We start from the raw sequence: 20,552 nt of genomic DNA, 5'->3' as shown, positions 1-20,552 counted from the left end.
GCGAAAGATGGCGGAACTGCCGGACAAAGATAAACTGCTGCGTAACTTCTCGCGTTGCGCAAACTGGGAAGAGAAGTATCTCTATATCATTGAGCTGGGACAGCGCTTGCCGCCGCTCAGCGAAGAGGCGCATACCCCGGAGAACACTATTCAGGGCTGTCAGAGCCAGGTGTGGATTGTGATGGCGCAGTCGGATGACGGCACTGTCGAACTGCACGGCGACAGCGATGCGGCCATTGTAAAAGGGCTTATTGCGGTCGTCTTTATTCTTTATCACCGGATGTCGGCGCAGGATATTGTCGCGTTTGATGTCCGCCCGTGGTTTGAAAAAATGGCTCTGACCCAACACCTCACCCCGTCTCGTTCCCAGGGACTGGAAGCGATGATTCGCGCCATCCGCGCCAAAGCTGCAATCCTTAGCTAGACTTACAGAACAGCATTCATTCTGTTTCGCGAGGTGGTTCCCGCCTCGCTGGTTTTTCAGCTTTCTGGCGTTCTGTCAGTGAATAAGGAATCTCAGCATGAAGCGCGCGTCTCTAATAACTCTATTACTCCTCAGTTCGCTCGGCGCCCTTAATTCGGCCCGCGCGATGGACTATCCGTTGCCGCCCGCAGGCAGTCGCCTGATTGGGCAAAATCAAACCTACACGATACAGGAAGGGGATAATAAGCTGCAGACCATCGCCCGCCGGTTTAATACGGCGGCGCAGGTGATCCTGGAAACGAACAATACCATTGCGCCGGTAAACCCTGCGCCGGGAACCGTGATTACCATCCCTTCGCAGATGCTGCTGCCGGACACGCCGCGCGAGGGCATTGTGGTGAACCTCGCAGAGCTTCGGCTCTACTACTTCCCGCCGGGAGAAAACATCGTTCAGGTCTTCCCGCTCGGCATCGGACAGCTGGGGCTGGAAACGCCGGTCACGACCACGCGCGTGAGCCAGAAAATCCCGAATCCTACCTGGACACCCACACCGGGCATCAGAGCACGTTCTCTGGAGCAGGGAATTAAATTACCTCCGGTGGTGCCTGCCGGGCCCAATAACCCCCTGGGACGCTTCGCACTGCGTTTAGGCGTGGGCAATGGGGAATATCTCATCCACGGCACCAGCGCACCGGACAGCGTCGGCCTGCGGGTCAGCTCCGGCTGTATGCGGATGAATGCCCCGGACATCAAAGCCCTGTTCGAACAGGTGCGGGTGGGCACGCGGGTACAGATCATCAATGAACCTGTTAAGTTCTCTGTGGAGCCGGATGGTAAACGCTTTATTGAAGTCCACCGCCCGCTGGCGCAGGCTGAGGGAGAAAACCCGCAGGTCTCGCCCATTACCCATTCCGCAGACTTTGCGACCTTTGTTTCTCAGGCGGGAAGCGATAAGGCGCTGATTGATAAAGCCCTGTCACGCCGCGCCGGGATCCCGGTTATCGTGTCGTCAGGCAGCGGCCCGTCAGCCAGCAATAGCGTGTTGTCGGTGCAGAACAGTCGGGTGTCCGCAGCGGTAGCGGAAGATGAAGGGGAGAAGGTGACGCAGTAGTGGTTTGACGCAGGCAAAAAAAATGGCGCACAATGTGCGCCATTTTATTAACAGGTACTATTACTTACGGTATTTAGTAGCCTGGTTGTCCAGACGCTGGTTAGCGCGAGCTGCGTCGTCTTTAGCAGCCTGAACGTCGGAACGCATTGCGTTCACGTCGTTGCTCAGCTGGTCAACTTTAGCGTTCAGAGTCTGAACGTCAGAAGACAGCTGATCGATTTTAGCGTTGCTGGAGCAACCAGCCAGCAGAGTAGAACCCAGGATTACCGCGCCCAGTACCAGTTTAGTACGATTCATTATTAATACCCTCTAGATTGAGTTAATCTCCATGTAGCGTTACAAGTATTACACAAAGTTTTTTGGGTTGAGAATATTTTTTTGATGGGAATACACCTATTTTTGATCGTTCGCTCAAAGAAGCATCGAATCAGCCCTTTTCAGGCAAAAATCTAAGTAAAAAAAGGCATTTATCATCGGATTCATCTTAGATAATTCGCAATTAAATAGAAAAACCCGATTTGCAATTTGAATGACTTTGGCTAATGCGAGGAATAAAAAAAGCGCCCGGCGGGCGCTTTTTATCAAAATTAATTCGTTCGGGAATTATTACAGCACGTGAACAGATGCGGTATTGGTGGTGCCGCTTGGTACCAGCGCACCAGAAACCATGACCACAACGTCACCTTTCTGTGCCAGACCACGATCAACCAGCTCCAGCGCCACTTCTTTACCCAGACGGTAGAAATCATCCGTAGACGCGATCTCTTTCACCAGGTGAGGGATCACGCCTTTGCTCAGCACCAGCTGACGGGCAGTGGTTTCGTTAGTGGTCAGCGCCAGGATAGTCGCATCCGGGAAGTATTTACGCACCGCGCGAGCAGATTTACCGCCCTGGGTGGCAACCACGATCAGTGGCGCTTCCAGTTTCTCAGCCGTTTCTACTGCACCGCGGCATACTGCTTCGGTGATGCGCAGCTTGCGGCTGTCGTTGTTGTAGTCCAGACGGCTTTTCATAACGCGGTCGGTACGTTCGCAGATGGTGGCCATGATGGACACCGCTTCCAGCGGATATTTACCTTTCGCGGATTCGCCTGACAGCATAACGGCATCAGTACCGTCGAGGATGGCGTTTGCCACGTCGCCTGCTTCTGCGCGGGTTGGGCGTGGGTTTTTGATCATGGAGTCCAGCATCTGCGTTGCGGTGATAACCACTTTACGCGCGCGCACGCATTTCTCGATCATCATCTTCTGCGCGAAGATCACTTCTTCGACCGGGATTTCTACGCCCAGGTCGCCACGTGCAACCATGATGCCGTCAGACGCTTCGAGGATTTCGTCGAAGTTGTTCAGGCCTTCCTGGTTTTCAATTTTGGAGATGATCTGGATCTTCTCGCCGCCGTGGGCTTTCAGGTGCTCACGAATTTCAACCACGTCGGAGCGCTTACGGATGAAGGAGGCAGCAACGAAGTCAACGCCTTGCTCGCAACCGAAAATCAGGTCCTGTTTGTCTTTTTCAGCCAGTGCTGGCAGCGCGATGGAAACGCCCGGCAGGTTAACGCCTTTGTTTTCGCCCAGGTCGCCGTTGTTCAGCACTTTACAGATAACCTTGTTACCTTCGATCGCGGTGACTTCCATACCGATCAGACCATCGTCTACCAGCACGGTGTTACCGACGGACAGATCGCTGGTGAAGCCTTCGTAGGTCACTGCAACGATTTCGCTGTTGCCGACAACAGTTTTGTCGGTGGTGAAGGTGAAGGTCTGGCCCGCTTTCAGAGAGACGTCGTTACCGCCTTCCAGTTTGATGGTACGGATTTCTGGACCTTTGGTATCCAGCAGGATCGCGGCTTTTTTACCGGTCTTGCTCATTACGTTGCGCAAGTTCTGGATACGCTGACCGTGTTCTGCATAATCACCGTGGGAGAAGTTCAGACGCATCACGTTCATGCCGGCGTCCAGCATTTTGGTCAGCATCTCTTCAGATTCGGTTTTCGGGCCGATAGTACAAACAATTTTCGTCTTTTTCATGACAGTCTTAGTCTTTAAGTTGGGAAGGATATGGAAATCTCGCTCCGGGGGCGCACCGCCGCGGAGTCAAACCTGTGTTGCAAAAGAGTATATGACACGCACTAAGGATAGGAGACATCAAATGAGCGTGCAGAAGAAAGTGTGCCTGAGTGACAGCCCAACGAAGGAGTGGAGAAGTTGTACGTTGTTTTTTGTATTCCAAGCGCTGAAACCATTCACCAGGGATTTGGCGCGCATTATACGCTGATTTTAAGATAAAAGGAAAATGGAAACGGTGTTTCAGAAATAATCTGTGCTGTTTCTCATAATATTGTTATCAAGGCGTTAAGCCATGATGACAACTTGTGGCGGCAGGTGATGGACCTGCCGCCATTTGCTTATTTCTGCAGCGCCTGACTGAGGTCGGCAATCAGGTCTTTGGGATCTTCAATCCCGACTGACAGACGGATCAGCTGCGGCACAATGCCGTTTGCCAGGCGTTGCTCCAGCGGAATCGAGGCGTGCGTCATGCTGTAAGGTTGGCTCACCAGACTTTCCACGCCGCCGAGGCTTTCCGCGAGGGTGAACAGCTTCAGGCTGCGTATCACCTCGGTGGCGCGTTGCGCATCGCCTTTGACCACGACAGAAATCATCCCGCCGGGCAGGGCCATCTGCGTACGGGCAAGCTGATATTGCGGATGTGATTCCAGGCCGGGATAGAACACCTTTTCGACCAGAGGATGCTGATCGAGCCATTGCGCAATCGCCAGCGCGTTGGTGCTGTGCTTTTCGACCCTCAACGCAAGCGTGCGAATACCGCGCAGCGTCAGGAAGCTGCTGAACGGATCCAGTACGCCGCCCACCGCGTTTTGCAGATAGCCCAGCTTATCCGCCAGTTCCTTGTTGTCCCCGACAATCGCCAGCCCGGCCACCACGTCAGAATGGCCGTTCAGGTATTTGGTGGCGGAGTGCACCACAATGTCGAAACCCGACTCCAGCGGACGATGGATCACCGGCGACGCGAAGGTGTTATCCGCCACGCTGATGACGTTATGACGACGGGCGATTGCCGCGATGGCCGCCAGATCCGCCAGCTTCAGCAGCGGGTTGGTTGGCGTCTCGACCCACACCATGCGGGTATCCGGGCGAATGGCGGCCTCAAGCCCGGCTAAGTCGTCCGGTTTAACCCAGCTGACCTGCAGGCCGGTGCTGCGCTTGCGCACGTTCTCGATCAGACGGTATGTGCCGCCGTATACGTCATCAATGGCAACGATGTGGCTGTCTTTATCCAGCAGTTCGAGCACCGTGGAGATGGCCGCCAGACCGGAGGCAAAGGCGTAGCCGCGCGTGCCGCCTTCCAGTTCGGCAATCGCCGTTTCCAGCGCATGGCGGGTAGGGTTGCCGCTGCGGGAGTACTCATAGCCGGTATGCTCCCCGGGCGCGGGTTGCGCAAAAGTCGATGTGGCGTAAATCGGCGGCATGACGGCGCCGTGCTGGTCGTTAAACTCGCCGCTGTGGACGCTCAGGGTAGCCAGGTTTTTCATCATCTATTCCTTTATTGCTGAAGACGGTTGCGCCAGGCGGTCAGAACGTCGCTGCGCGTAATCAGACCGAGAAAACGGTCGTTGTCATTAATCACGGCCACCAGACCGCGGTCGAAGATGGCGTTCAGGGCGCTTTCCGGCGCGTGTTTATCAAGGAACTCCACCTGACGCGTCATGGCTGCCGTCACCGGCAGCGCGAAGCGATCGCCGTCGCCGCCGATATGCCGCAGGAGATCCCACTCGTCGATAATGCCCACCACCTTGCCGTTCTCCAGCACCGGCAGCTGGGATATGTCATACAGGCGCATGCGCGCCAGGACGGTGGAGAGCGTGTCGTCCGGGGCAGCGGTGACGGTGGCGCCTTCGTCGTGGCGCAGGGCGATGTAGTCAGAGAGATCGCCGGCCTGGGGGCGCGTGATGAGTCCCTGCTGACGCATCCAGTCATCGTTGAACATCTTCGAGAGATATTTATTGCCGCTGTCGCAGGCGAAGGTCACCACGCGCTTCGGCGCGGTCTGCGCCTGGCAATACTTCAGCGCGGCCGCCAGCAGCGTGCCGCTGGAGGAGCCCGCCAGAATGCCTTCCGTTTTCAGCAGCTCGCGCGCGGTGATAAACGCTTCCCGGTCGGTGATACGCCAGGCGCGATTCACCCCTTCAATGTGGGCCAGCGGCGGAATAAAGTCTTCGCCAATACCCTCAACCAGCCAGGAGCCCGCGTCGTGGTAGCGTCCGGTCTCCACCTGGTCGGCCAGAACGGAACCGGCCGGATCGGCCAGGACAAACTCCGTGTGTGGAGAGTGCTCGGCGAACCATGCCTGCAGGCCGCCCAGCGTGCCGCCTGAGCCGACGCCCACCACGATGGCGTCGATTTTGCCGTCAAGCTGTTCATACAGTTCCGGCGCCGTGGTGGTGCGGTGCGCCAGCGGGTTGGCTTCGTTATTGAACTGGTCGATGTAAAACGCGCCGGGCAGTTCGTTCGCCAGACGCTGGGCGTAATCCTGGTAATAGGCAGGATGGCCCTTGTTGACGTCGGAGCGGGTCAGCACCACCTGGGCACCCAGCGCGCGCAGGTGGAAAATCTTCTCGCGGCTCATTTTGTCCGGCACCACCAGGATCAGCGAGTAGCCTTTCTGGGCGGCGATCAGGGCCAGACCGAGGCCGGTATTGCCCGCCGTGGCCTCAATAATCGTGCCGCCCGGCTGCAGCTGCCCGGTGCGTTCCGCTTCGTTAATCATCGACAGCGCAACGCGATCCTTAATCGAACCGCCCGGATTCTGGTTCTCCAGCTTCAGGAACAGCGAGCAGGGACCGGTATCAAGCTTATGCAGCTGGATCAGCGGGGTACGACCAATCAGTTCAGTGACGGAGTGATAAATCGTCATGATGTTTTCCTTTCTGGATGTCATGACGGGATGATAGGGCGGTGAAATTTTCTCAATAAAGAACCATTCACTGCTCTTTAGATCAGAAAGGAATATAAATGTCATTTTTGGAAGTCAGGACAGCAAGACGTAAAGTTGTCTGGATGTGAGGATGGCTATATTGGCATGAAATGCTGAAAAAATGACCATTTTTCGCGGGCATTCGCCAGCAGATATGCATCCGGCAGATAATCATTGCTGAAATTGGTCTAAATGCATCCCACCCGGTAAATCCGCTGTTTATTTCCGAAAGTTATAACAAATTCTTTTTTGTTCATTTAAAAGCTGATAACGCCTGTTTACTATCGTTTGGACATCCATACTGCTAAACCGCCATGAGCGGCACGGATAACGAATAAGAATGATTGTACTGAGCAATATTTCGAAGGTTTTTGACAACGGAAAGGTGGCACTCACAGCCGTTGATAACGTCAATTTGACGATAGCACAGGGACAGATATACGGGATTATCGGTTACAGCGGGGCAGGTAAAAGCACGCTGATTCGTCTGCTCAACGGCCTGGAAAAACCCAGCGCCGGTAGCGTCACCATTAATGGACAGGACATTTCGGCGGCAAAAGGTGAAGCGCTGCGTCAGGCGCGCCTGAAAATCAGCATGGTGTTTCAGCACTTCAACCTGCTGTGGTCGCGCACGGTAAATGAAAACATTGCTTTCTCGATGCAGATTGCCGGCGTGCCAAAAGCAAAAATCACCGCCCGCGTCGCCGAGCTGGTGGAGCTGGTCGGCCTGAAAGGTCGCGAGCATGCCTACCCGTCTCAGCTCAGTGGCGGCCAGAAACAGCGCGTCGGCATCGCCCGTGCGCTGGCTAACAACCCTGACGTGCTGCTCTGCGATGAAGCCACGTCCGCGCTTGACCCGCAGACCACCGATCAGATCCTCGATCTGCTGCTGGATATTAACCGCCGGTTCAAATTGACCATCGTGCTGATCACGCACGAGATGCACGTGGTGCGCAAAATCTGCGACCGCGTGGCGGTGATGGAGAACGGTAAAGTCGTGGAAGAGGGCGACGTGCTGAGCGTCTTTACCCATCCGCAGCAGCCGATTACGCAGCAGTTTGTCCGTCAGGTGAGCCAGTACGCTGAAGAAGAAACGTTCAATACCGAACTGGCAAACGATCTGGAAGGCACGGTCATCAGACTGACCTTCACCGGGCACAGCACGCATAAGCCGATCGTGGGTGAACTGACCCTGCGCTATGGCCTGCCGTTTAACATCCTGCACGGGAAAATGACGCAAACCGCCCACGGCGTGTTTGGCCAGCTCTGGGTACATGTAGTGGCATCCGATGAACAACTGAACAATATCCTCGCCGACCTGAAGCACAGCGATATTGAAGGCGAGGTGATTAAACATGGCTGAGGATCTCTTTCCGCATCTCAAGTGGGACCAGCTCTGGGCGGCGACGCTGGAGACGCTGTACATGACCGCGCTGTCCGGCGTGGCGACTTTTGTACTGGGTATCGTGCTGGGTCTGGCGCTGTTTTTAACCGCACGCGGCGGGCTGTTCCACAACCGCACGGTCTACAGCGTCATTTCGATTGTGGTGAACGTGTTCCGCTCGATTCCGTTCATCATTCTGATTGTCCTGCTGATCCCGTTCACCAAGACCGTCGTCGGCACCATCCTTGGTGCCAACGCGGCGCTGCCGGCGCTGATTGTGGGTGCCGCACCGTTCTACGCACGCCTGGTGGAGATCGCCCTGCGTGAAGTGGATAAAGGCGTTATAGAAGCAACGCGCTCGATGGGCGCACGACTGAGCACGTTAGTGTTTCGGGTTTTACTGCCGGAATCATCACCTGCACTGGTATCAGGTATTACGGTGACGCTCATTGCGCTGGTGAGCTACAGCGCAATGGCGGGGGTGATTGGCGCCGGTGGGTTGGGAAATCTGGCTTATCTGGAAGGATTCCAGCGCAACCATGGTGACGTCACGCTGGTGGCAACGGTGACCATTTTAATCATCGTTTTCATTATCCAGTTCTGCGGCGATGTCATTACTTCACTGTTAGATAAACGCTAATAAATACACACAGGAACCACATCATGAAAAAGACACTGACACTGATCGCCGCCGCAACCCTGAGCGCCCTGAGCTTCGCTTCCTGGGCTGACACCCTGACCGTGGGCGCATCCAACACGCCGCACGCCGAAATTCTGGAGCAGGCAAAGCCGATTCTGGCGAAGCAGGGGATCGACCTGGAGATTAAACCGTTCCAGGACTACATTCTGCCGAACACCGCGCTGGCGGGTCATGACATCGACGCGAACTATTTCCAGCACATTCCTTACCTGAACAGCGTGCTGAAAGATCATGCGGGCGATAAAGACTACGATTTTGTCAGTGCGGGCGCGATCCACATTGAGCCAATCGGCATCTACTCCAAAAAATACAAGTCGCTGAAAGACCTGCCGGAAGGCGGCAAAATCATCATGCGTGACGCGGTTTCTGAAGAGGGGCGTATTCTCTCTATCTTCGAAAAAGAGGGCGTGATCAAGCTGAAGCCGGGCATCGATAAAGTGACCGCACGCATCAGCGATATCGTCGAGAACCCGAAAAAGCTGAAGTTCACGCCTAACGTTGAAGCGTCTCTGCTGCCGCAGATGTACAACAACAACGAAGGCGACGCGGTGGTGATTAACGCCAACTATGCGATTGACGCGGGTCTGGATCCGGTTCACGACCCGATTGCGGTTGAGAGCGGTGAAAACAACCCGTATGCCAACATCATCACCGTGCATCGCGGTGACGAGAAGAAGAAAGACATCGTCGCGCTGGTGAACGTGCTGCACTCAAAAGAGATTCAGGACTGGATCCGCACCAAGTACAAAGGCGCGGTCATTCCAGTAAACAACTAATTTACTGATTTTACAGATGAAGCCCGGCGAGTCTCTCGCCGGGCTTCTTTTTTGTATCCGGCTGGAGAATCATTTAAGCTCAACGTTTAACAGGCAATGGAGTGATGACGATGGGTAACGTGACCAAAGATGAAGCGCTGTACCAGGAGATGTGCCGGGTGGTCGGGAAGGTGGTGCTTGAGATGCGTGATTTAGGGCAGGAGCCAAAGCATATTGTCATTGCCGGAGTCCTGCGTACCGCGCTGGCGAACCAGCGCGTGAAACGCAGTGAATTGACAACCGAAGCGATGGAAACGGTAGTTAAAGCGCTGGCCGGGTAAAGCGCCAGCGCTTTGCAAGCTGCTCGAGCGAGCAGCAGAGCAGGTAGTAGACCACGCCCGTAAAGATAAAAATGGCCGCCGGGTAGATTTGCACCCGGTTGTTGACCTGTCCCGCCACCGTGGTCAGTTCCGGTACGTTCACGATAAACGCCAGCGACGTATCCTTCAGCAGGCTGATAAAAATCCCCACCAGCGACGGCAGAATGTTCCTCAGCGCCTGCGGCAGCAGCACGCGCCACAGGGTTTGCTGCGTGCTGAATCCCTGTGACAGTGCGGCTTCGTACTGCCCGGACGGTAGCGCATTAAGTCCGGCCAGTACCGAGTGCATTACGGTAGCCGCCGTAAACCAGGCCAGCGCCAGCGTGACGGTCAGCGCCCCCGGCAGATCGCCCCCGGTAATGAGCGGCAGGAGATACCACATCCAGAAAATTACGAAGATGAGCGGGATACCGCGAATCAGCTCTGCCCACAAAAAGAGGGTCTTGCGCACGAGCCCGGTAAAGCGCCAGGCCAGACACGCGAGCACTATCCCACCGGGCAGAGCAATGACGGCGGCCCCAATCGCCATCATCAACGAGAGCAATACGCCCCCCGGTTCACCCGTTGCCGCGCGTCCCCACAGCAGATAATCGAGGTTATCGGTGATGACATTAAGTCCGGCAATCATGTTTTTCACTCCCTGAGGTGGCGACGTTTGGGCGTTTACGTTTCGCTTCAGGTCCAATGCGAACCAGCACCATCCCCATGACCAGGCCGGTCAGCAGATAGAGTGCGGTTCCGAAGGTAAATGCTTCCAGCGCGTGCGCGTTATAGCTCTCAATCTGCCTGACCTGATAGGTCAGCTCGGCGAAGCCAATCCCGCTGGCGAGCGAGGAGAGCTTCATCAGATTAAGGTACTGGCCAACGACCGGCTGCCAGGCGTTGGCCAGCCCCTGCGGCAGCAGGATGTAGCGAAACAGGCGCCACGCGGAGAATCCCTGAGCGAGCGCCGCCTCCCGCTGTCCGGCAGGTACGGAACGTAAGCCCGACTCCACCTCTTCAATTAAAAACGCCGAGGTAAAGACACCCAACCCCCAGGCAGAACATAAAAATTCGGGCGTAAACCACCAGATGTCGCCGGGCAGAATTGACCAGCTGTGATCCGCGTTCACCGCGTCGCGGAACGCCTGCGGTAGACCGTTCCAGGCGGCAAAATACCAGAACAGCAGCTGCACCAGCAGCGGCGTATTGCGAAACAGCGACACCAAGCTGCTAACGACCGCGTTCCCGAGGCGTCCGCCGGAAAGGCGCAGAAGCATAAAGAGCAATGCGAGCAGGCTGGCCAGCATCATCCCGGCAAGCGTTACCCACAGGGTGGTGAGGAATCCGGAGAGTATCCACTGCAGAGGCTGTCCGGTCAGTACCCCCTGCCAGTCGAGCGCGGGCATTACAGATGCTCCTGATGCAGCGGGTTGAGCACCTTTTGCAGGAACCGCTGCGCGCGCGGATGCGAGGGCCGACTGAAAAATTGCGCCGGCGGCGCAATTTCCAGAATTTGCCCCCCGTCGATAAAGACGACTCTGTCGGCAATCTCCCGGGCGAACTGCATCTCATGGGTTACGACAATCATCGTGATCCCGCTGTGGGCGAGGGCTTTCATCACAAACAGCACTTCACCAATCATCTCCGGATCCAGCGCCGAGGTGGGCTCATCGAACAGGATGATTTGCGGTGAAGAGGCCAGGGCACGGGCAATCGCGACGCGCTGCTGCTGCCCGCCGGAAAGCTCTGCCGGGAAATGGTGGGCTTTTTCCAGCATCCCGACCTTCTCCAGCAGGGCCAGCGCGCGCTCCTGGGCAGGCTGTGGCTTCCAGCCGTGAACGTGCTCCAGTGCCAGGGTGATGTTCTGGCTGGCGGTGAGATGGGCGTAAAGATTGAACTGCTGGAACACAAACCCCACGCGGCTACGCAGCTGACGCAGCCCGGTACCGGAGAGCTTTCCGGTAGGCTTGTTATCGACCAGAATCTCCCCGCCGCTAAGGGTTTCAAGCTGGTTGATGAGACGAATCAGGGTGGATTTACCGGAACCCGACGGGCCGAGGATGGCGACCACTTCACCGGGGGTGATGGTGAGATTAATGTCGTTTAAAACCTGATGGTCACCGTAGCGTTTGTCCACATGACGAAACTCGACGCTGGCCTGTTCCAGATGTGAAAAATCCGCGGCACCGGCCGCGGAGTGTGAAAATAAACCTGAGAGCATAATTATCTGGCTTCTATTTTAAAGGCGCGAGGCTGTGGGGCAGGGGTGCCTGGACCAAACCAGACATCGTAGATTTTTGCTGCCTGACCGTTCTTCTCGAGATTAACCAGCTCGTCGTTAACGGCCTTCAGCAGCGCCGTTTCACCTTTCTTCACCCCCACGCCAATCTCTTCTTTGCTCAGCAGATCGGGCAGGATTTTGAAGTTAGCTTTGTCCGGTGCCTGCGCCAGCAGACCGGCCAGAATGGTGCTGTCCTGGGTAATGGCCTGGACGTTGCCATTGCGCAGTGCGGTCAATGCCAGAGGAATGTCGTCATAAGAGAGGACGCGGGACTGCGGGAAACGCTGGTGCAGCGCCTGCTCGCCCGTCGTGCCTTTGACCGCGCCAATGCGCGCCCGGCTATAGTCATCGAGCTTGTCCGGTGATTTCACCGGAACGAGGAACTGCTGGCCGGTGACGAAGTAAGGCGTCGAGAAATCAATCACCTGCGCGCGTTCCGGGGTGATGGTGATATCTGCCACGATCAGGTCTGCTTTCCCGGACTGCAGCAGCGGAATACGGTTGGCCGGATTGGTGGCAACCAGTTCAAGCTTCACGCCGAGCGATTTTGCCAGCGCTTTGGCGAAGTCCACGTCGTAACCCACGATCTCGTGCGTTTTGGCATCAATCGAGCCAAACGGCGGGTTGGCGTCAAACGTGGCCACTTTCACCACCCCTGCGGCCTTAATATCCGCCAGCTGATCGGCCTGTGCCTGCGCTGAAAGCAGGCTCCCCGCCGCCAGTAATCCCAGAACCAGTGTCCGTTTGGTAAACCCTTTCATATTTGCTGCCATAGTCATACGCCATCCCGTTGTTTTTGTTTTACCCCGCTACGCTCCCATAAGCGAAAGCTATCGCCAAATAAGAAATCGTTCTTTGCTTTGAGCAAAAAAGCATTAGTGAACAAGGTGTTAATGAAGCGTGAAAAGAACGGGAGGCTATTTGCAAATCCTGCACATGGACAGTGGATTTTGGTATTTCACCCGCGCGGCATTTGAGTGCTTAACTGAGGTCAGACACGGCGAGAGAGGGTAAGACGATGAAAAAGTGGATCAGCACGTTACGGCGGTTTTTTGCGACCCGACCAGTGAATGCGGAGAACAGCGCGCAACGTGTTCTTGAGTCAATACTGCCTGTCGCCAGCCTATATGGCGTAGACGTTGCCAACATTGACCCGGAGTGGTTCCATGATAAAACGTCACGCTGAACTGCGCCGCACGCGCGAAACGTACTGGAACGAGGTGTGCGTGACGTTTAACGAGTGAAATAAAAAAGCACCGGTTTCCCGGTGCTTTTTTATTAGATCTTGCAGGCGTCGCCGCAGTCGTCGTCGGCGACAATCGCCTGCGCTTTTTTATCCGCGTCGTCCAGACGTTCCGCATTACGCTCTTCTGCTTCATCCAGACCGTTAAAGACTAAATTATCGAGATCAATTTCCATGTTGCACCTGCTCTGTTCAGTTTTCGATACTGGCACAGTATAGGGTAAAAAAAGCCAGCAATGTACCTCGCAGCACATAAGGATAATCCCTGCCATACTCAGTGCTTTATCGCTGAGGAGAGCACATGATTACACTCTGTAAAACCTGCGGAACGGCTTACGATACACAGCCTGAGAAATGCCCGATCTGCGAGGATGAACGCCAGTATGTCCCCAGCACGGGGCAGGCGTGGACCGATCTCGATACCGTCACCGCCACGCATAGCAACAAATGGCAGCAGCTGGAGCCGCGATTGTTTGGGATCAAAACGGTCCCGGCGTTTGCGATCAACCAGCGGGCGCTGCTGCTGCAAACGCCCCACGGCAATATTCTCTGGGACTGTATCGCCAACCTCGACCCCGCAACCAAAACGCTCATTACCGCCCTCGGCGGCATCAGCGCGATTGCGATTTCACATCCGCACTATTACACCACGATGCAGGAGTGGGCTGCGGCGTTTGATGCGCCGGTGTACCTGCACGCCAGCGACAGCGAGTGGGTGATGCGCGACAGCCCGGCCATTCATTTCTGGGAGGGGGATGCGCTGGAGATTTTCCCGTCAGTCACCTTGCTGCGTCTGGGGGGGCATTTTGCCGGGGGAACGGTGCTGCACTGGCAGGAGGGGAACGGGGTACTGCTGGCGGGCGATATTCTGCAGGTCACGCCGGGTAAAGACGCCGTCTCGTTTATGTGGAGCTACCCGAACTATCTTCCACTGCCGGCCCGCACCGTGGCGTCGGTCGTGAATCATCTGGAAGGCAGAACGTTTGAACGTCTGTACGGCGCGTTCGAAGGGCAGAACATCCTCGCTAACGCGGACGAAATTGTGCAGCGCTCGGGCCAGAAATATATTGCTTGTCTGAAGTAAACCACGATGGGTAAACTTTACGAGTGTGATCTCGATCATACCTAAACTAAAACAGATAAAAGAGACATTGCTATGCAACATATCATTGAAGGTTTTCTCAGCTTTCAAAAAGAGATTTTCCCGCAACGTAAAGAACTCTTCCGCAGTTTAGCGTCCAGCCAGAATCCCAAAGCGCTGTTCATCTCATGCTCCGACAGCCGTCTGGTCCCGGAACTTGTCACCCAGCAAGAGCCAGGACAACTCTTTGTCATTCGTAATGCTGGCAACATCGTGCCGCCGTTCGGACCCGAGCCTGGCGGTGTGTCCGCTACCATCGAATACGCCGTCGTGGCGCTGGGCGTCACGGATATCGTGATTTGTGGTCACTCCAACTGTGGCGCGATGAAGGCGATTGCCGATAACGCGAACCTGGAGCCGATGCCTGCCGTGTCACACTGGCTGCGCTATTCCGACGCGGCGAAAGCCGTGGTGGAGAAAAAAACCTGGGATAAGCCGATCGATAAGGTCAATGCGATGGTGCAGGAGAACGTGTTTGCGCAGCTGAGCAACATTAAGACCCATCCTTCCGTCGCGGTGGGCCTGCGTAATAACTCCATTCGACTGCACGGCTGGGTGTACGACATTGAAAGCGGCGAAATCCTCGCCCTGAATAAAGAGACGAAAACCTTCGTTTCGCTGTCGGAAAACCCGGAAGTCTTCTTCGAGTAATCAGCGACAGCAGGGCACGGATGCCCTGTCAGTTTTCAAAATAGGGTAATCTCCGCCGCACCCCCGACGCGGTTTTTTCCGCCGCTTTCGCCATCGCCTCTGCAATCTCTGCACACTCCGCCAGCCCCTGAACGAAGGGACGATCGTGCATCAGCCACGGTATCGCACCGAAGGTGATGCGCCCGCGAACGGTGTCAGGCGCTTTTAAGGTGTAATCCTCGCCGATATCGGGTATCTCATCGCCGGTCGCTTCCAGCTGTTTTCGCAGCGTCGGGAAGGGCAGATCTTTCGTTTTGAGCGGCTTTTGCCCGCGCGCATCAATAAAAACGTCGAAGCGGTAAACGGTCTCTTGTGTGGTTATCACCGTTCGATCGCTGCCAACGTCGAGCGTGTAGTCGTCACCGAGCGCGGCCACGCTGATGATGCCGGCTTCGCGAAGCGCGAGCAGCCTGCGGATAGACTGCGGAGGGATGGCGGCATAGTTGTCGATAAATACCCGAGCCAGCCCCTGTTTGAAGCGTTCAACGTCTCGATCGCTGAGATGGGGAACGATCTCCTGAACCACTTCATGCAGCCGAAGCACGGTATAGCGCCAGGCCACGGTACGGCGTTCGCGTTTATTTTTCTCAACTTCTTTCAGGTTATCTTCCGCCCAGGTAAAGGGTCCGTGCCGTTTACGATCCTCAAACCAGGCCTCACGAAGGGTGTCCGCATTCAGCGTATGCAGAGACATTTTCTCGCTCCACGCAGGGTCAGCGAGCTGAAGCTCTTTGACCATCAGGACAAAGATACGATCGAGCAGGCCATCCGGTCCTTTGGCAATCTCGCTTTCTAACACGCGTTCGGTCAATATCGACAGCGGCTCGTAAGGAATAGGGCAGTAAAAATCGGCTTCCGGCAGAATGCCCGTCCGGGACATCAGGACAATCTTCAGCGCCTCGCTGCCTTTATTTAGCACAAATTTATCATCGCGAAACGCACCGTGCTGCATTACGACCGCCATGGCCGCGTCGAGACCGCTTAACGATGTCCCCATAATACCGACGCGACAGGGCGGAATACTGGCGTCCATCAGACCGGACCACGGGCTGGGGAAGAACGTGCGCGTGGCTTCATCCTCCTCTGGCCAGACGTGGCCGGTGGCGATAACCGCAAGGTCGAAGCGTTCAGGAAAGGCGCTGCCGTTGACGGAAAGCGTAACGCCTTCTTTCGAGGGCACGATATCGGTGACCTGGGCGGATTTATGGACATCAACCTGAAATCCCCGTTTTTCCGCCTCTTTTACGATGGACCGAAAGCTGTCGCGGAAATACTCACCCAGCAGGAGCCGGGGCAGGAACTGTCGGTCATGCAGGCGGGCTTTATCAACCTTAAAGCGTGCCAGATGGGCTTCGCTCTGGCCTTTGAGCCAGTCGAGGTAGGTCATAAAAATGGGCGGGATTTCAATACTTGCGATATTTGCCAGCATCAGACGAGAGTTATCGTCGTCGTTATAGGGCATACCCACGCCCGCTTCATCACTTTGTTCAAAGACGGAGACCGAAAGCGGCTGCGGGTTTTTAAGAAGGGCGTAAAAGGTATAAATCCCTGTTGGGCCGGAACCGATAATGGCGATTTTCTTCATCGACGGTTGTCCTCTCTTTTTTCCATGAGAAAAGCGTAGCAGGAGAACAGTAATGAAAATGAAGGATTAGGAAAATTCAGGCTATCAGAAGAGGATTTGCACCATTTCAGGACTGAAATGGTGCGTCCGAGTGGACTCGAACCACCGACCCCCACCATGTCAAGGTGGTGCTCTAACCAACTGAGCTACGGACGCAGAATGGTGCGTTCAATTGGACTCGAACCAACGACCCCCACCATGTCAAGGTGGTGCTCTAACCAACTGAGCTATGAACGCAACGTGTTGTCGGTGACAACGGGGACGAATATTAGCGGCACAGCACCGAGGTGGCAAGAGGGAAAATGCAATTTTCTCTCTGATTTCACGCGATTGCTGTATTACCGCGCAAAGTGAAGAGAAAGTAGCCGCCGGGTGGCGGCTACTGCGTATTTAACGGGCAGCGCGTTGCAAAATGATCGTTGATGGCTGACGCTGCAGGAAGCGCATGCGCATCATCATCATAATCGCCGCCGACGTCAGGCCGATGATAAAGCCCATCCAGAACCCCGCCGGTCCCATGCGGTCAACCACAAGGTCGGTCAGGGCCAGAATATAACCACACGGCAGACCCAGCACCCAGTAGGCGATGAAAGTGATAAAGAAAATGGAGCGCGTGTCTTTATAACCGCGCAGCACGCCGCTGCCAATCACCTGGATGGAGTCCGAAATCTGGTAAATCGCAGCCAGCAGCATCAGGTGCGATGCCAGCGTAACGACTTCCGGATTGTCGTTATAGAGCAGGGCAATCTGCTCGCGCAGCGCCACGGTGAAAAGCGCTGTGCAAATGGCCATGCAGACGCCGACGCCCAGTCCGGTCCGCGCGGCGGTTTGCGCATCGAGCGTCGAACCTTGTCCCAGGCGGAAGCCCACGCGAATCGTCACTGCCGCGGCCAGCGACATTGGCAGGACGAACATCAGGGAGCTGAAGTTCAGCGCAATCTGGTGCCCGGCCACGTTCACAATGCCCAGCGGGGAGACCAGCAGGGCAACCACGGCAAACAGGGTCACCTCAAAGAACAGCGCAAGGGCAATCGGCAACCCTAACTGCACCAGACGCGTCATGATGCTCCAGTCCGGCGTGCTGAATCTGTTCTCGTTGCGAATGTCTCGCATGGAGCGGGCGTGCTTCACGAAGGTAAGCATCGAGAAGAACATCACCCAGTAAACGGCGGCTGTCGCCACGCCGCAGCCGACGCCGCCCAGTTCCGGCATCCCGAAATGACCGTAGATAAAGACATAGTTAACCGGGATGTTGACCAGCAGCCCGATAAAACCCATCACCATGCCGGGCTTGGTTTTCGCCAGGCCTTCACACTGGTTACGCGCCACCTGGAAAAAGAGGTAGCCCGGCGCGCCCCAGAGCAGCGCGCGCAGATAGCCCACGGCTTTGTCCGCCAGCGCCGGGTCAATATTATGCATAGCGCGAATGATATGGCCCGCGTTCCAGAGCACGACCATGATCAGCACGGAGACAAACCCTGCCAGCCAGAAACCCTGGCGAACCTGATGGGCGATGCGCTCGCGACGGCCTGAGCCATTGAGCTGAGCGATAACAGGCGTGAGCGCGAGCAGCAGACCGTGACCGAACAGGATGGCCGGAAGCCAGATTGACGTGCCGATAGCCACGGCTGCCATGTCGGTGGCGCTGTAGCCACCTGCCATTACCGTATCCACAAATCCCATTGCGGTCTGGGCCACTTGCGCGACGATCACTGGTATAGCCAGTGCCAATAACTGGCGCGCTTCATTCATGTACTTCTGCACGTGAACACCTTTATTTTGTAGTTATTTGAGAGACTAAAAAAGCCGCCGAAACGGGCAGCAAGAAGAAAATGCAGGGGGGTGCCAGCTATTGTAGCGGGCTTTAGCTATTTATCTAGTGAAAAAATCGCCAGAAAATGCGCTCCGCTGGCAACCTGTTTTTCCAACTGTTATTGTGGAGGGATTAAACGGTGTCATCACCGTTCGGAAAAAACAGGAGTTGTAAGCATGTTTACTGGTATTGTGCAGGGCACTGCCAAAGTGGTGTCCATTGATGAAAAACCTAATTTCCGTACTCATGTTGTTGAGCTGCCGGAATATATGCTTGAGGGCATTGAAACCGGTGCGTCGATTGCGCATAACGGCTGCTGCCTGACCGTGACCGAAATTAACGGCAACCAGATTAGCTTTGATTTAATGAAAGAGACGCTGCGGATCACTAACCTGGGCGAGCTGGTGGTAGGCGATACCGTCAACGTTGAGCGCGCGGCGAAGTTCAGCGATGAGATTGGCGGTCACCTGATGTCCGGGCACATCATGACCACTGCCGAAGTGGCGAAAATCGTGACCTCGGAAAATAACCGTCAAATCTGGTTTAAAATGCAGGACCCGTCATTAATGAAATACATCCTCTATAAAGGATTTATTGGCATCGATGGGATTAGCCTGACCGTGGGAGAAGTGACGCCAACGCGTTTTTGCGTGCATTTAATTCCTGAAACGCTGCAGCGCACCACGCTGGGCACCAAAAAACTGGGGCATCGTGTGAATATCGAAATCGATCCGCAAACCCAGGCGGTGGTGGATACGGTGGAGCGCGTGCTGGCAGCAAAAGAAGCCGCAATGATAAAGACCGCAGAAGAAGAATAAAAAATAACCCCGGATAGCCGGGGTTATTTTTTTAGCGTGCGACACGCAGTCCGTGTTCAATCCCTCGGCTGAATACCACCTGCCAGAGCTGAATATCCCGTGCGCGAAACGCCCCCGCGCAGGCATTCAGATAATAGCTAAACATCCGTTTGAATCGTTCTGAATAGTTGTCCGCAATCTCGGGCCAGGCTTTCTGGAAACGTTCATGCCACGCCATTAAGGTGGTGTCGTAGTCCGCGCCAAAGTTATGCCAGTCTTCCATCACGAAATGGGATTCACTGGCGTTGGCGATCTGGCGAACGGACGGTAAACAGCCATTCGGAAAGATGTATTTATTGATCCACGGGTCAACGTTATTGTCGGTCCGCTTAGAGCCGATGGTGTGCAGCAGGAAGAGCCCGTCCGGTTTCAGATTACGATCCACCACCTCAAAGTAGGTATCGTAGTTTTTTGGCCCCACGTGCTCGAACATGCCGACGGAAACGATCCGGTCGAACTGCTCGTTCAGGTCACGGTAGTCCTGCAGCCGGATATCCACATCAAGACCCTGACAGCGCTCTCGCGCCATTTTTTGCTGTTCCGCTGAAATCGTGACGCCCACTACGCTGACGCCATAGTGCTTCGCCATAAAATACGCCAGCCCACCCCAGCCGCAGCCGATATCCAGCACGCGCATGCCGGGCTGTAGCTGCAGCTTCTCGCTAATCAGACGCAGCTTTGCCTGCTGCGCTTCCTCAAGCGTCGACGCGTCTTTCCAGTAGGCGCAGGAGTACTGCATGAACGGGTCCAGCATACGGCTGAACAGGTCATTGCCGAGATCGTAATGCTCTTTGCCGACGATCCACGCGCGTTTTTTACTTTGCAGATTGAACAGTCGGGCAGAGGCGACGCGCAGGGTGTCTTTCAGATTGCGCGGGAGTTGGTTTTCCAGACCGGCACGCAGCACGCTGGCAAAAAAGGTATCCAGACGTTCGCACTCCCACCAGCCGTCCATATAACTTTCTCCCAGGCCTAACGATCCCTCCCGCAATACGCGTTTAAAAAAGTCGGGATGTTTAACCTGAGGATCGGATGGCGATGATCCATTGATAGTGATGCCTGCTCGACCTAACAGTTCACTGACGATCCGGGACCAGTTATCGTCCGGAACGCTGACTTCTTCTATACACGATGAACTCATAGCTTCTCCATCACCCTGATGTGATCAGAACCT

23 protein-coding genes and 2 tRNA genes are annotated in these 20,552 nt (G+C 55.5%); 10 read left to right on the top strand and 15 right to left on the bottom strand.

Features of this window, described 5'->3' with window-relative positions; genetic code table 11:
* Window positions 1–7: 7 nt before the first annotated feature.
* Together sufE and ldtE are read left to right on the top strand one after the other, a co-directional pair.
* The gene (sufE, locus tag AC0TOY_RS11330) at window positions 8–424 is read left to right on the top strand and encodes a cysteine desulfuration protein SufE (protein ID WP_148769565.1); all 417 of its coding nucleotides are present in this window, start codon (window positions 8–10) and stop codon (window positions 422–424) included.
* A gap of 97 nt (window positions 425–521) precedes the next feature.
* On the top strand, window positions 522–1,535 hold the full coding sequence (ldtE, locus tag AC0TOY_RS11325) for a L,D-transpeptidase LdtE (RefSeq protein WP_473721845.1): 1,014 nt from the start codon (window positions 522–524) through the stop codon (window positions 1,533–1,535).
* 60 nt (window positions 1,536–1,595) lie between these two features.
* Here the strand turns inward: ldtE and lpp are convergent, their stop codons facing one another.
* The 5 genes from lpp to AC0TOY_RS11300 form a co-directional block, all read right to left on the bottom strand.
* Window positions 1,596–1,832: a murein lipoprotein Lpp gene (gene lpp / locus AC0TOY_RS11320; protein WP_001082307.1), complete on the bottom strand. Its 237-nt coding sequence runs from the start codon at window positions 1,830–1,832 to the stop codon at window positions 1,596–1,598.
* 309 nt (window positions 1,833–2,141) lie between these two features.
* Window positions 2,142–3,563, bottom strand: coding sequence for a pyruvate kinase PykF (pykF, locus tag AC0TOY_RS11315; protein ID WP_024909386.1), 1,422 nt, complete (start codon window positions 3,561–3,563; stop codon window positions 2,142–2,144).
* Window positions 3,564–3,570: 7 nt separating this feature from the next.
* Entirely contained in the window at window positions 3,571–3,765 is a 195-nt protein-coding gene (ynhH, locus tag AC0TOY_RS11310; RefSeq protein ID WP_418721936.1) for a protein YnhH, read from the bottom strand.
* A 175-nt stretch (window positions 3,766–3,940) separates the two neighbouring features.
* Window positions 3,941–5,086, bottom strand: a complete 1,146-nt coding sequence (locus tag AC0TOY_RS11305; protein ID WP_420278624.1) for a trans-sulfuration enzyme family protein — start codon at window positions 5,084–5,086, stop codon at window positions 3,941–3,943.
* Window positions 5,087–5,097: 11 nt separating this feature from the next.
* The gene (locus tag AC0TOY_RS11300; protein WP_061715427.1) at window positions 5,098–6,468 is read right to left on the bottom strand and encodes a pyridoxal-phosphate dependent enzyme; all 1,371 of its coding nucleotides are present in this window, start codon (window positions 6,466–6,468) and stop codon (window positions 5,098–5,100) included.
* 400 nt (window positions 6,469–6,868) lie between these two features.
* Here AC0TOY_RS11300 and AC0TOY_RS11295 point away from each other — a divergent pair, with 400 nt between their 5' ends.
* The 4 genes from AC0TOY_RS11295 to fumD all read left to right on the top strand — a co-directional run bounded on the left by AC0TOY_RS11295 (window position 6,869) and on the right by fumD (window position 9,708).
* The gene (locus AC0TOY_RS11295) at window positions 6,869–7,891 is read left to right on the top strand and encodes a methionine ABC transporter ATP-binding protein (RefSeq protein ID WP_148769568.1); all 1,023 of its coding nucleotides are present in this window, start codon (window positions 6,869–6,871) and stop codon (window positions 7,889–7,891) included.
* Window positions 7,884–8,552, top strand: a complete 669-nt coding sequence (locus AC0TOY_RS11290; RefSeq protein ID WP_024909382.1) for a methionine ABC transporter permease — start codon at window positions 7,884–7,886, stop codon at window positions 8,550–8,552. The genes AC0TOY_RS11295 and AC0TOY_RS11290 overlap by 8 nt, the downstream gene beginning before the upstream one ends.
* 23 nt (window positions 8,553–8,575) lie before the next feature.
* Window positions 8,576–9,388: a MetQ/NlpA family ABC transporter substrate-binding protein gene (locus AC0TOY_RS11285; RefSeq protein WP_008500616.1), complete on the top strand. Its 813-nt coding sequence runs from the start codon at window positions 8,576–8,578 to the stop codon at window positions 9,386–9,388.
* Between the two features lie 110 nt (window positions 9,389–9,498).
* Window positions 9,499–9,708 (top strand): fumarate hydratase FumD, encoded by a 210-nt coding sequence (fumD, locus tag AC0TOY_RS11280; RefSeq protein WP_008500615.1) that lies wholly within the window; start codon window positions 9,499–9,501, stop codon window positions 9,706–9,708.
* Here fumD and AC0TOY_RS11275 read toward each other — a convergent pair.
* From AC0TOY_RS11275 to AC0TOY_RS11260, 4 genes are read right to left on the bottom strand one after another with little or no spacing between them, the layout of a single operon-like run.
* Window positions 9,689–10,375, bottom strand: a complete 687-nt coding sequence (locus tag AC0TOY_RS11275) for an amino acid ABC transporter permease (protein WP_024909381.1) — start codon at window positions 10,373–10,375, stop codon at window positions 9,689–9,691. The genes fumD and AC0TOY_RS11275 overlap by 20 nt on opposite strands.
* On the bottom strand, window positions 10,359–11,135 hold the full coding sequence (locus AC0TOY_RS11270) for an amino acid ABC transporter permease (RefSeq protein WP_473721844.1): 777 nt from the start codon (window positions 11,133–11,135) through the stop codon (window positions 10,359–10,361). The genes AC0TOY_RS11275 and AC0TOY_RS11270 overlap by 17 nt, the downstream gene beginning before the upstream one ends.
* Window positions 11,135–11,950, bottom strand: coding sequence for an amino acid ABC transporter ATP-binding protein (locus tag AC0TOY_RS11265; RefSeq protein WP_157189009.1), 816 nt, complete (start codon window positions 11,948–11,950; stop codon window positions 11,135–11,137). The genes AC0TOY_RS11270 and AC0TOY_RS11265 overlap by 1 nt, the downstream gene beginning before the upstream one ends.
* Before the next feature lie 2 nt (window positions 11,951–11,952).
* A complete protein-coding gene (locus AC0TOY_RS11260) occupies window positions 11,953–12,783 on the bottom strand; it encodes an ABC transporter substrate-binding protein (protein WP_196243988.1) in 831 nt (276 codons plus the stop codon).
* A gap of 245 nt (window positions 12,784–13,028) precedes the next feature.
* Here AC0TOY_RS11260 and AC0TOY_RS11255 point away from each other — a divergent pair, with 245 nt between their 5' ends.
* The gene (locus tag AC0TOY_RS11255) at window positions 13,029–13,196 is read left to right on the top strand and encodes a hypothetical protein (protein ID WP_014831607.1); all 168 of its coding nucleotides are present in this window, start codon (window positions 13,029–13,031) and stop codon (window positions 13,194–13,196) included.
* Between the two features lie 92 nt (window positions 13,197–13,288).
* Here the strand turns inward: AC0TOY_RS11255 and AC0TOY_RS11250 are convergent, their stop codons facing one another.
* Window positions 13,289–13,429, bottom strand: a complete 141-nt coding sequence (locus AC0TOY_RS11250; protein ID WP_003857665.1) for a hypothetical protein — start codon at window positions 13,427–13,429, stop codon at window positions 13,289–13,291.
* Between the two features lie 125 nt (window positions 13,430–13,554).
* Here AC0TOY_RS11250 and AC0TOY_RS11245 point away from each other — a divergent pair, with 125 nt between their 5' ends.
* Together AC0TOY_RS11245 and AC0TOY_RS11240 are read left to right on the top strand one after the other, a co-directional pair.
* Entirely contained in the window at window positions 13,555–14,337 is a 783-nt protein-coding gene (locus tag AC0TOY_RS11245) for an MBL fold metallo-hydrolase (RefSeq protein ID WP_473721843.1), read from the top strand.
* A gap of 72 nt (window positions 14,338–14,409) precedes the next feature.
* Window positions 14,410–15,045, top strand: a complete 636-nt coding sequence (locus tag AC0TOY_RS11240) for a carbonic anhydrase (RefSeq protein WP_024909376.1) — start codon at window positions 14,410–14,412, stop codon at window positions 15,043–15,045.
* A gap of 28 nt (window positions 15,046–15,073) precedes the next feature.
* Here AC0TOY_RS11240 and AC0TOY_RS11235 read toward each other — a convergent pair whose 3' ends face one another.
* From AC0TOY_RS11235 to mdtK, 4 genes are all read right to left on the bottom strand, one after another.
* Window positions 15,074–16,669, bottom strand: coding sequence for an FAD-NAD(P)-binding protein (locus tag AC0TOY_RS11235; protein WP_473721842.1), 1,596 nt, complete (start codon window positions 16,667–16,669; stop codon window positions 15,074–15,076).
* 118 nt (window positions 16,670–16,787) lie between these two features.
* Window positions 16,788–16,864: transfer RNA gene (locus tag AC0TOY_RS11230), tRNA-Val, on the bottom strand.
* A 4-nt stretch (window positions 16,865–16,868) separates the two neighbouring features.
* A tRNA-Val gene (locus AC0TOY_RS11225) sits at window positions 16,869–16,945 on the bottom strand.
* A gap of 153 nt (window positions 16,946–17,098) precedes the next feature.
* Entirely contained in the window at window positions 17,099–18,472 is a 1,374-nt protein-coding gene (gene mdtK / locus AC0TOY_RS11220; RefSeq protein WP_473721841.1) for an MdtK family multidrug efflux MATE transporter, read from the bottom strand.
* A 225-nt stretch (window positions 18,473–18,697) separates the two neighbouring features.
* Here mdtK and AC0TOY_RS11215 point away from each other — a divergent pair, with 225 nt between their 5' ends.
* The gene (locus AC0TOY_RS11215; RefSeq protein ID WP_248272181.1) at window positions 18,698–19,339 is read left to right on the top strand and encodes a riboflavin synthase subunit alpha; all 642 of its coding nucleotides are present in this window, start codon (window positions 18,698–18,700) and stop codon (window positions 19,337–19,339) included.
* Between the two features lie 31 nt (window positions 19,340–19,370).
* Here AC0TOY_RS11215 and cfa read toward each other — a convergent pair whose 3' ends face one another.
* Window positions 19,371–20,519, bottom strand: coding sequence for a cyclopropane fatty acyl phospholipid synthase (gene cfa, locus AC0TOY_RS11210; protein ID WP_061715421.1), 1,149 nt, complete (start codon window positions 20,517–20,519; stop codon window positions 19,371–19,373).
* Window positions 20,520–20,552 lie beyond the last annotated feature (33 nt).

This window comes from Enterobacter sp. PL_is379 (assembly GCF_055817355.1).
This window is presented reverse-complemented; position numbering and strand designations above follow the sequence as displayed.

What these genes read in the sequence shown, in the direction of transcription:
- ldtE (WP_473721845.1), top strand. Translation starts at nt 522, where the DNA reads ATGAAGCGCGCGTCTCTAATAACTCTATTACTCCTCAGTTCGCTCGGC.
- lpp (WP_001082307.1), bottom strand. Translation starts at nt 1,832, where the DNA reads ATGAATCGTACTAAACTGGTACTGGGCGCGGTAATCCTGGGTTCTACT.
- sufE (WP_148769565.1), top strand. Translation starts at nt 8, where the DNA reads ATGGCGGAACTGCCGGACAAAGATAAACTGCTGCGTAACTTCTCGCGT.
- AC0TOY_RS11300 (WP_061715427.1), bottom strand. Translation starts at nt 6,468, where the DNA reads ATGACGATTTATCACTCCGTCACTGAACTGATTGGTCGTACCCCGCTG.
- AC0TOY_RS11235 (WP_473721842.1), bottom strand. Translation starts at nt 16,669, where the DNA reads ATGAAGAAAATCGCCATTATCGGTTCCGGCCCAACAGGGATTTATACC.
- AC0TOY_RS11270 (WP_473721844.1), bottom strand. Translation starts at nt 11,135, where the DNA reads ATGCCCGCGCTCGACTGGCAGGGGGTACTGACCGGACAGCCTCTGCAG.
- AC0TOY_RS11305 (WP_420278624.1), bottom strand. Translation starts at nt 5,086, where the DNA reads ATGAAAAACCTGGCTACCCTGAGCGTCCACAGCGGCGAGTTTAACGAC.
- AC0TOY_RS11255 (WP_014831607.1), top strand. Translation starts at nt 13,029, where the DNA reads ATGAAAAAGTGGATCAGCACGTTACGGCGGTTTTTTGCGACCCGACCA.
- AC0TOY_RS11250 (WP_003857665.1), bottom strand. Translation starts at nt 13,429, where the DNA reads ATGGAAATTGATCTCGATAATTTAGTCTTTAACGGTCTGGATGAAGCA.
- cfa (WP_061715421.1), bottom strand. Translation starts at nt 20,519, where the DNA reads ATGAGTTCATCGTGTATAGAAGAAGTCAGCGTTCCGGACGATAACTGG.
- fumD (WP_008500615.1), top strand. Translation starts at nt 9,499, where the DNA reads ATGGGTAACGTGACCAAAGATGAAGCGCTGTACCAGGAGATGTGCCGG.
- AC0TOY_RS11295 (WP_148769568.1), top strand. Translation starts at nt 6,869, where the DNA reads ATGATTGTACTGAGCAATATTTCGAAGGTTTTTGACAACGGAAAGGTG.
- AC0TOY_RS11290 (WP_024909382.1), top strand. Translation starts at nt 7,884, where the DNA reads ATGGCTGAGGATCTCTTTCCGCATCTCAAGTGGGACCAGCTCTGGGCG.
- AC0TOY_RS11240 (WP_024909376.1), top strand. Translation starts at nt 14,410, where the DNA reads ATGCAACATATCATTGAAGGTTTTCTCAGCTTTCAAAAAGAGATTTTC.
- AC0TOY_RS11245 (WP_473721843.1), top strand. Translation starts at nt 13,555, where the DNA reads ATGATTACACTCTGTAAAACCTGCGGAACGGCTTACGATACACAGCCT.
- AC0TOY_RS11275 (WP_024909381.1), bottom strand. Translation starts at nt 10,375, where the DNA reads ATGATTGCCGGACTTAATGTCATCACCGATAACCTCGATTATCTGCTG.
- AC0TOY_RS11215 (WP_248272181.1), top strand. Translation starts at nt 18,698, where the DNA reads ATGTTTACTGGTATTGTGCAGGGCACTGCCAAAGTGGTGTCCATTGAT.
- AC0TOY_RS11260 (WP_196243988.1), bottom strand. Translation starts at nt 12,783, where the DNA reads ATGGCAGCAAATATGAAAGGGTTTACCAAACGGACACTGGTTCTGGGA.
- AC0TOY_RS11285 (WP_008500616.1), top strand. Translation starts at nt 8,576, where the DNA reads ATGAAAAAGACACTGACACTGATCGCCGCCGCAACCCTGAGCGCCCTG.
- pykF (WP_024909386.1), bottom strand. Translation starts at nt 3,563, where the DNA reads ATGAAAAAGACGAAAATTGTTTGTACTATCGGCCCGAAAACCGAATCT.
- AC0TOY_RS11265 (WP_157189009.1), bottom strand. Translation starts at nt 11,950, where the DNA reads ATGCTCTCAGGTTTATTTTCACACTCCGCGGCCGGTGCCGCGGATTTT.